This is a genomic window from Actinomycetota bacterium (assembly GCA_040754375.1).
Taxonomy (GTDB): Bacteria; Actinomycetota; Acidimicrobiia; order Acidimicrobiales; family AC-14; genus JBFMCT01.
Genome location: JBFMCT010000038.1, coordinates 22,280 through 30,440, shown reverse-complemented (window position 1 = coordinate 30,440; position 8,161 = coordinate 22,280). Strand labels below are relative to the sequence as shown.

4 protein-coding genes are annotated in these 8,161 nt (G+C 73.2%); all 4 read left to right on the top strand.

What is annotated here, in order from left to right; translation table 11 throughout:
• On the top strand, positions 1-3,512 hold a 3,512-nt coding region (locus AB1673_14035; GenBank protein MEW6155084.1), incomplete at its 5' end, for a DUF4132 domain-containing protein.
• A gap of 95 nt (positions 3,513-3,607) precedes the next feature.
• Complete coding sequence (locus tag AB1673_14030) at positions 3,608-4,693, top strand: AAA family ATPase (GenBank protein ID MEW6155083.1); 1,086 nt, start codon at positions 3,608-3,610, stop codon at positions 4,691-4,693.
• Between the two features lie 2 nt (positions 4,694-4,695).
• A complete protein-coding gene (locus AB1673_14025; GenBank protein ID MEW6155082.1) occupies positions 4,696-7,038 on the top strand; it encodes a DUF5682 family protein in 2,343 nt (780 codons plus the stop codon).
• Positions 7,031-8,161 carry a VWA domain-containing protein gene (locus AB1673_14020; protein ID MEW6155081.1) on the top strand — a complete coding sequence of 377 codons (1,131 nt, stop codon included), beginning with the start codon at positions 7,031-7,033 and terminating at the stop codon, positions 8,159-8,161. Before AB1673_14025 ends, AB1673_14020 begins: the two co-directional genes overlap by 8 nt.

Genomic DNA, 8,161 nt, shown 5'->3' with positions numbered 1-8,161 from the left:
CGCCGGCCGTCCCACCGCAGGGCACGCCGGCCGTCCCACCGGCCGCCACGCCGGCCGTCCTACCGCAGGGCACGCCGGCCGTCCCACCGGCCGCCACCCCGGCCGTCCCACCGCAGGGCACGCCGGCTCCCGGCCCGCCCCCGCTGGCCTCGGACGTCGGTGACGAGACGACATTCGTGGTGCCGGCGGCTTGGGAGCGTCAGGCCGAGCCGTTCCGGGGGCGGCGGCCCGTCCCCGACGTGAGGCTCGACCCCCGGGTCGTCCGGGCGCGGGCGGCTGAACTGTGGCGGCAACAGCAGGACGCCGTGCGCCGTGTCCTCTCCCATCCGTCGTCGGACGCGGCCCTGGCGGACCGAGCCCTGATCTACCTCGACGGCACCCCTGGCCACCGGCAGGACGACCCGGTGGGGCCGGCCGTGGCCGTGGCCGTCCTGTGCACATCGCTCTTCTGGACGGGCCGGGAGCTGGCGGCGCTGGCGGCCGACGACCTCGTCCTGGGTCACGGGGCGGCCGTCTCGGCCGAGGTCGGGGCGCGCATGGCCGGGGTCGAGGTCGTCACCCGCCATAGCCAGGCCGGGCTCGAGCAGTGGGTGGTCGCGGCCGGGCCGGCCGGGCCCGGTGGCTTCGGCGCGGGAGTGCTGGAGCCCGTGCTCACCAGGCTGCGCCGGCACCTGGCGGACGCCGCCGACGACACCTACGCCGAAGCCGTGCGGCGCCTGTCCGAGCTCCGCCACGGCCCCTGGGCCGTCCGTGTGGTCACGAGCTACCTCGCCCCCACCGAGCAGCACTGGGTGGAAGAGGACGTGGCGGACTTGCCCACGCTGGCCCCCGGCGCCCTCCATTGGCCCATGCTCCTGGCGTCGGTGACCACCCGATCCCAGGCCGAGGTGGTCCTGGCTGTGACCAGTCCCTGGGCCCTTTCCCGACGGTCGAGCCTGCTCTACACGGTGGCCGCCAACCTGGGGACTGAGGCGGCCGGCCCCCTGGCCGCCCTGCTCGACCGTGACGTCGACGCCGCCACGACCAAGAGGCTGCTGGGCCTGATCGCCGCCCTGCCCAGCGACCAGGCCTTCGGGGCGCTCGCCGACCGCATCGACCGCAAGCTCGTCCCCGCCGCCCTCGTGGAGATGGCCGGGCGCTACCCCGCCCGTGCTCTGCGCCTGCTGGCCACCCGGGCGTCGGGCCCCGACATCAAGGCCCGTTCGTGCCGGCAGTTGCTGCGCGGCCACCTGCTCTCGCACCCCGGGCTGGCCGACCGCCTGGCCCCCGAGTTGGACGCGCCCTCGCGCCGCGTCGTCGAGTCGGTGACCGCGGCCTCCGCCGGCGTCCCCGAAGCGGCCGCTGAGGCCCTGCCCGCCTTGCTGGTGACGCCGCCGTGGGAGAGCCGTAAGCGGGCCGCCGAGCCGGCGGTCGTGCCCGGCCTCCAACCACCGCCCGGGCTCACCCTCAGATGGGAGCCGGGCGAGCAGCAGGAGTGGGCGCAGGTGGTCGTCGGCCCGCGTTGGGCCCGGCCCGAGGCCAGGGACTGGCCGGCGGCCGTCGCTGCCGCGCTCGACCCCGACAGCAGGGCCCAGTACGAGGCCCTCGACATCCTGGCGGCGGCCCCGCCCGAAGTGGTCCGCCCTCACCTGGCCCGGTTCGTCCCCCGGTACACCTGGGACGCCCTGCCCGCCCTGCGGCGGATCCTCGGCGGGGTGGGCGAGGAGGCCGCCGCCTTCACGGTGCGCACGGTGGTCACCCGACCCACCACGCTCGCACCTGCGTTACTGCCCATCGAAGGGGCGGCCGTGGCCTCGCTCATGGCCGAGTGGCTCGTGCGCTCCAAGTCCCTGCGCCCTCTGGCCCGGTCCTGGCTCGACCGCCACCCCCAGGCGGCCGCCCGCGACCTGGTCCCCGCCGCCCTCGCCAAGCTGGGCAAGGACCGCACGGCCGCCGAGGCCGCCCTTCGTGCCCTCGACCGAGCTGGGCACCGTCAGGCGGTCCGGGAAGCGGCGGCGTCCTACGGGGACGAGGCCCTGGTCGCCATCGACGCCACCATCGACGCCGACCCTCTCGAAAGGCCCACTCGGGCCCCGGCTCTGCCGTCTTGGCTGGTACCCGCTCACCTCCCCCCGGTGTTGCTGGCCGGCCGGGAGGCGGTCCTGCCGGTATCGGCTGTCGCCCATGTCTGCACCGTGCTCGCCCTGTGCCAGCCGGGTGAGCCCTACGCGGGCGTCGAGGTCGTCAAGGCGGCCACCGACCCGGCGGCGCTGGCCGAGATGGCCTGGGGCCTCTTCGAACGCTGGCAGGGGGCGGGGTTCCCCTCGAAGGACGGCTGGGTGCTGGAGGCTCTCGGGCTGGTGGGCGACGACGAGACGGTTCGGCGGCTGGCCCCGCTGGTGCGGGCCTGGCCGGGCGAAGGCGGTCACGCCCGGGCCGTCGCCGGCCTCGAGGTCCTCGCCAGCATCGGCTCGGACCTCGCTCTTACTCACCTGCACGCCATAGCCGAGAAGGCCAGGTTCAAGGGCCTCAGGAACAAGGCCCGCCAGAAGATGGATGAGGTGGCCGACGGGCTCGGTCTCAGCGCCGATCAGCTGGCTGACCGGCTCGTCCCCGATTTCGGCCTCGACCAGGACGGGACGATGGTCCTCGACTACGGGCCGCGGCGCTTCACCGTCGGGTTCGACGAGCAGCTCAAGCCGCTCGTGGCCGACGAGGACGGTTCCCCCCGAAAGCTCCTGCCCCGGCCGTCGGCCAACGACGACCAGGCGTTGGCCTCAGCTGCTTACGCCGCATTTGGCGCGCTCAAGAGAGATGTGAAGTCCGTCGCCGCCGACCAGGTAAGGCGCTTCGAGCGGGCCATGGTCATGGGGCGCCGGTGGACCGCCCGTGAACAGCGGGCCCTGTTCGTCCAACACCCCCTTCTCTGGCACCTGAGCCGCCGCCTTGTGTGGGCCACCTTCGACGCTCGCGACCAGGTGACCGGATCGTTCCGGGTGGCCGAGGACCGCACCTTGGCCGACGTCAGCGACACCGAGGTGTTCGTCGACGGGGACGCCGCCGTCGGGATCGCCCACCCCCTACAGATCGCCGGGCAACGGGCCGCCTGGTCCGAGCTCTTCTCCGACTACGAGATCCTCCAGCCCTTCCCGCAGTTGGGCCGGGACACTTGGGAGCTCACCCCCGCGGAGCGCGAGGCCAAGGTCCTCGCCCGCGTGAGCGGGCTCATCGTCGAGACCGGGCGAGTGCTCGGCCTGGCCCATCGGGGTTGGGACCGCGGCCCGGTGATGGACGGCGGGGTCTCGGCCATCGTCCAGAAGCCCGTGCGGGGTGGAGCGGTGGCGGTCATCGACCTCGACCCCGGCATCGTCGTGGGTTCGCCGATGGAGTGGAAACAGCAGAGGGTCACGGGCGTGTGGTTGAGCGCAGGCTTGGCCGAGTGGCCCAACCCCGACGGCGACCGCCCGTTCTCGGTCCTCGACGACATCGCCGCATCCGAGCTCGTCCGAGACCTCGAACACCTGCGGGGCTGAGCCCTGGCAGCCTGAGGACCATGGCCCGCTCCTCCCGACCCCCCGACCCTGCCCCGCCCGCCCCGGTCGACAGTGTTCCCGACCGGGCCGCCGGCATGGCCGAGAACGTTCAGCGACCGCCCGCCGAGGTGCGCTGGGCGCGGGAACTTCAACGGCTGCGGGACGCCGACAGGGGCGATCGGCCGCCGGGGTGGCACCTGAGCCTCGACGCCGCCCGGCGGTTCATCGTCGGCGACCCGCGAGCCAAGGTCGAGCGCAAGTTCGTCGGTGACCCGTCGCTGATCGACCGAGCCCTGGTGACGTTGGCCACCAGCCGGGGCCTGCTGCTGGTCGGCGAACCCGGCACGGCCAAGTCCCTGCTCTCCGAGCTCCTGGCCGCGGCCGTTTCCGGGGACTCGACGCTGACCATCCAAGGAGGGGCGTCGACGACCGAGGACCAGATCCGCTACGGCTGGAACTACGCCTTGCTGGTGGCCGAAGGCCCGTCCGAACGCTCACTGGTGCCCGCCCCCGTCCTGCGAGCTCTGCGTTCGGGCAGCATCGTGCGCTTCGAGGAGATCACCCGCTGCCCGCTCGAGGTGCAGGACTCCCTGCTCGCGGTGCTGTCCGACCGGGTGATGGCCATCCCCGAGCTGACCGGCCCGGGCGCCATGGTCTACGCGGTTGACGGCTTCAACGTGATCGCCACGGCCAACACCCGTGACCGAGGCGTCAATGAGATGAGCGCCGCCCTCAAGCGTCGGTTCAACTTCGAGACGGTGTTCCCGATCGCCGACTTCGAGACCGAGATGGCCCTCGTGGAGGCCGAGGCCACGGCCCTTCTCCGGCGCTCGGGCGTGACCACCGCACCCCGCCGCGACGTGCTCGAAGTGCTCGTCACCACCTTCCGCGAGCTCCGCTCGGGCATCACCGAGCACGGTGACCCGCTCGAGCGCATGTCGTCGGTCATGAGCACCGCCGAGGCGGTATCGGTAGCCCATGCCGTGGGCCTGCGGGGATGGTTCCTGCGCCGTGAGGCGGGCAACGAAGCCGACATCGTCGAGTGCTTGGGCGGTACAGCGGCCAAGGACGACGCCGAGGACCTGGCCCGCCTGCGGCGCTACCTCGAACAGCAGGTGCCCAGGAAGAAGGGCCGCCACTGGAAGGCTCTCCACGAATCCCGCCACGTCCTGCCCGGCTGACGATGCCGGCGACCTTCATCGGCGTGCGCCACCACAGCCCGGCTTGTGCCCGCCTCGTGCGAGCCACGGTCCGGGACCTGCGCCCCGCCCACGTGCTGGTCGAGGGCCCGGCCGACATGAACGAGCGGATGGACGAGGTGCTCCTCGACCACGACCTGCCCGTGGCCATCTTCACCAGCTACCGCGAGGGGCCCCGGCATCACGCCTCGTGGAGCCCGCTGTGCGCCCATTCGCCCGAGTGGATCGCGCTCACCGAGGGCCGGGCGGTGGGTGCCGAGGTCCGGTTCATCGACCTCCCGGCGTGGCACCCCGCCCTGGCGGCGCGCTCCAACCGGTACTCCGACGCCGAACGGCGCCACAGCGACGCCGTCGAGAGGCTGTGTGCCGTCTACGCCGTCGACAACGTCGACACGCTGTGGGACCACCTGTTCGAGGTCGACCCTCCCTCGACCATCATGGACGAACTGGTCGCATACTTCGACCTGGTCCGCGGGGACGCCGACGCATCCGCGGAAGACACCGAGCGCGAGGCCCACATGGCCGAGTGGGTACGGGCGGCCGTGGCTGATGCCGGCCCACGGCCCGTCGTCGTGGTGACCGGCGGGTTCCACCGCCCGGCGCTCGTCGCCCGCCTGGCCGGGGGAGTCCCGCCGGTCCCCGACTCGTGGCCCATCGTCGCGGACATGCCTCCGGGCGCCCTTGGTGGCAGCTACCTCGTGCCCTTCTCGTTCCGGCGGCTGGACGCCTTCTCGGGCTACCAGTCAGGGATGCCGTCGCCCCGCTACTACCAGCGCCTGTGGGAGGCCGGTCCCGAAGCCGCTGGCGAGGAGATAGTCGGCTCGGTGGTCGACCGGCTGCGGGGCCGGCGCCAGCCCGTGTCGACCGCCGACCTGGTCGCCGCCCGTGCCCTCGCTCTGGGCCTGGCTCGCCTCCGCGGCCATCACGTCCCGAGCCGGGCCGACGTCCTCGATGGCCTGGTCAGTGCTCTCGTCACCGACGCTCTCGACCGCCCGCTGCCGTGGACGGGAAGGGGGCAACTGGCGGTCGGGACCGACCCCGTAGTGGTGGAGATGGTGGCAGCGCTGGCCGGTGACGTGGTGGGACGGCTCCATCCGGCGACTCCCCACCCCCCACTGGTGGCCGCCGTGGAGGCTGACCTGGCCCGCTACGGGATCCCCGAGAACGGACGGGTCGACCTCGACCTGAGCCTCGACGTCGACCTGGGGCGTAGCCGCGTGCTGCACCGGCTGCGGGCCATCGGTGTCCCCGGGTACAGGCGCCTGTCGGGCCCGTGGCCCGGAGCTCACCCGGTGCTGGGCGAGAGCTGGCAGATCACCCGTGGCGACGAGTGGCTCTCCGCTCTGATCGAGGCCGGGTCGTTCGGGGCGACGCTCGGCCAGGCGGCGGCGTCCGCCACCGGCGACCTCTTCGACCAGGCCGGCAGCGACCCCGTCGAGCTGGCTGGCGTGCTCTTCGGTGCCGCTTTGTGCGGCCTGGACGAGCTCTCGGGACAGGTCGTGGCCCGGGCCGCATCCCTGGTCGGGACGGTCACCGACCTGCCTGGGCTGGGGGCCCTGCTGGCCACCGCCCTGGGCTTGTGGCGCCACGACCGCCTCCTCGGCACGGCCGGGAGCCCGGCCCTGGGCGCCTTGATCGACGCGGCCACCACCCGTGCCCTGTGGCTGGTCGAAGGAACCAGGGGAGGTCCGGCTCCCGCTGACGAGGGCCGCCTGGGTGCCGTGGTCGCAGTGCGCGACGCCACCCTCTACGCCCAGGACGTGCTGGCGATCTCCCGGCCGGCGGTGGCCGCCACCTTCGTCCGGTCAGCAGCCCCCGACCGGCCTCCCGACCTGCGGGGCGCGTCAGTGGGCATGGCGAGGGTGCTGGGCCCCCCCGGGGACGGCGCGTCCCTCGAAGGCGCCTCCCTCGGGGGGGCCGTCCGGGGAGCGGCCCTGGCCGACACCTTTGGGGACTTCCTGGCCGGCTTGTTCGCCGTCGCCCGTGAGGAGGTGCTGGCCGAGGGCGAAGCGGGTGTGTTGGGTGTCGTCGACGACGTCATCACGGCCATGTCCGAGCCCGATTTCCTGGCGGCTATCGCCCCGCTCCGCCTGGCCTTTTCGTGGTTCCCGCCCCGCGAGCGCCAGGCCATCGCCGAGAGGCTGCTGGAGCGGCGGGGCCTCAAGGGCTCGGCTTCGTCGCTCCTGCGGTTGCGGGCTGACGCCGAGCTGTTGGTGCGAGCCCGCTTGGTCGAGGCCAGGGTCGACGACCTCCTGGTCCGCGAGGCCCTGTTGGAGGACGGCACCGGGACCGGCCCCGTTCCCACCGGCGAGGGCACTGATGGCTGAGCTCGACCCGGCGCTGGAGCGCTGGCGGCTCGTGCTGGGCGAGGCAGGGTCGGTTTGCATGGGCGGGTCCGCGCTGTCGGGGGACGCGGCCGGGCGCGATGCCGCCCTCGACTGGTTGTACCAGCGTGACCACGAGCTCGACCGGCGGGGCGTCCGGCGCTCGGCTGGCCTCGGGCCGTCGCCTCTCACCACCGTCGCCTGGCTGGACGAGGTCCACCGGCTGTTCCCCAAAGAGACGATCGAGCGGCTCGAGCGCGACGCCGTCGAGCGCTACGAGATCCACGAGGTGGTCACCGACCCCAACGTCCTCGAGCGGATCGAGCCAAACGCGACCCTGCTGCGGGCCGTACTACGCACCAAGCACCTCATGAACCCCGACGTCTTGCGGCTGGCCCGGCGGATCGTCGAGGAGGTCGTGCGCCAGTTGACCGAGAAGCTGGCCACCGAGTTCCGCCTGGCCTTCAGCGGGGCTCGCGCCCGCCGGCCCAGCCGTCGGCCCCGGGCCAACGACTTCGACTTCCGCCGGACGATCCTGGCCAACCTGCGCCACTACCGGCCCGACGAGCGCCGGCTCTACGTCGAGCGGGCGTACTTCCAGTCACGCCACCGGCGCCACCTCGACCAATGGCAGGTCGTCCTGCTGGTGGACCAGTCGGGTTCGATGGCCGCTTCGGTCATCCACTCCGCCGTCACAGCCGCCTGCCTTTGGGGGCTTCCGGGCGTCCGCACTCACCTCGTGGCCTTCGACACCGCGGTCGTCGACCTGACCGCCGACATCGACGACCCCGTCGAGCTGCTGATGAGGGCCCAGCTCGGGGGCGGGACCGACATCGCCCAGGCGGTGGCCTACGGGGCCCAGCTCGTCGATCAGCCTCGGCGCACGATCATGGCCGTCATCTCGGACTTCTACGAAGGCGGTGATCCTTCGCGGCTGGTCCGGACGGTAAAGGGGCTGGTCGAGCAGGGCACCCACGTCCTGGGCTTGGCCAGCCTCGACGACCAGGCCAACCCCGACTACGACCGGGAGCTGGCCCAGCAACTCGCCGATGTCGGCGCCCAAGTCGGGTCCATGACCCCCGGCGAGCTGGCCGGCTTCCTGGCCGACAGGATCGGGGGCCTGTAG

Coding starts and splice junctions, on each gene's coding strand:
- AB1673_14030 (MEW6155083.1), top strand. CDS start 3,608: ATGGCCGAGAACGTTCAGCGACCGCCCGCCGAGGTGCGCTGGGCGCGG.
- AB1673_14025 (MEW6155082.1), top strand. CDS start 4,696: ATGCCGGCGACCTTCATCGGCGTGCGCCACCACAGCCCGGCTTGTGCC.
- AB1673_14020 (MEW6155081.1), top strand. CDS start 7,031: ATGGCTGAGCTCGACCCGGCGCTGGAGCGCTGGCGGCTCGTGCTGGGC.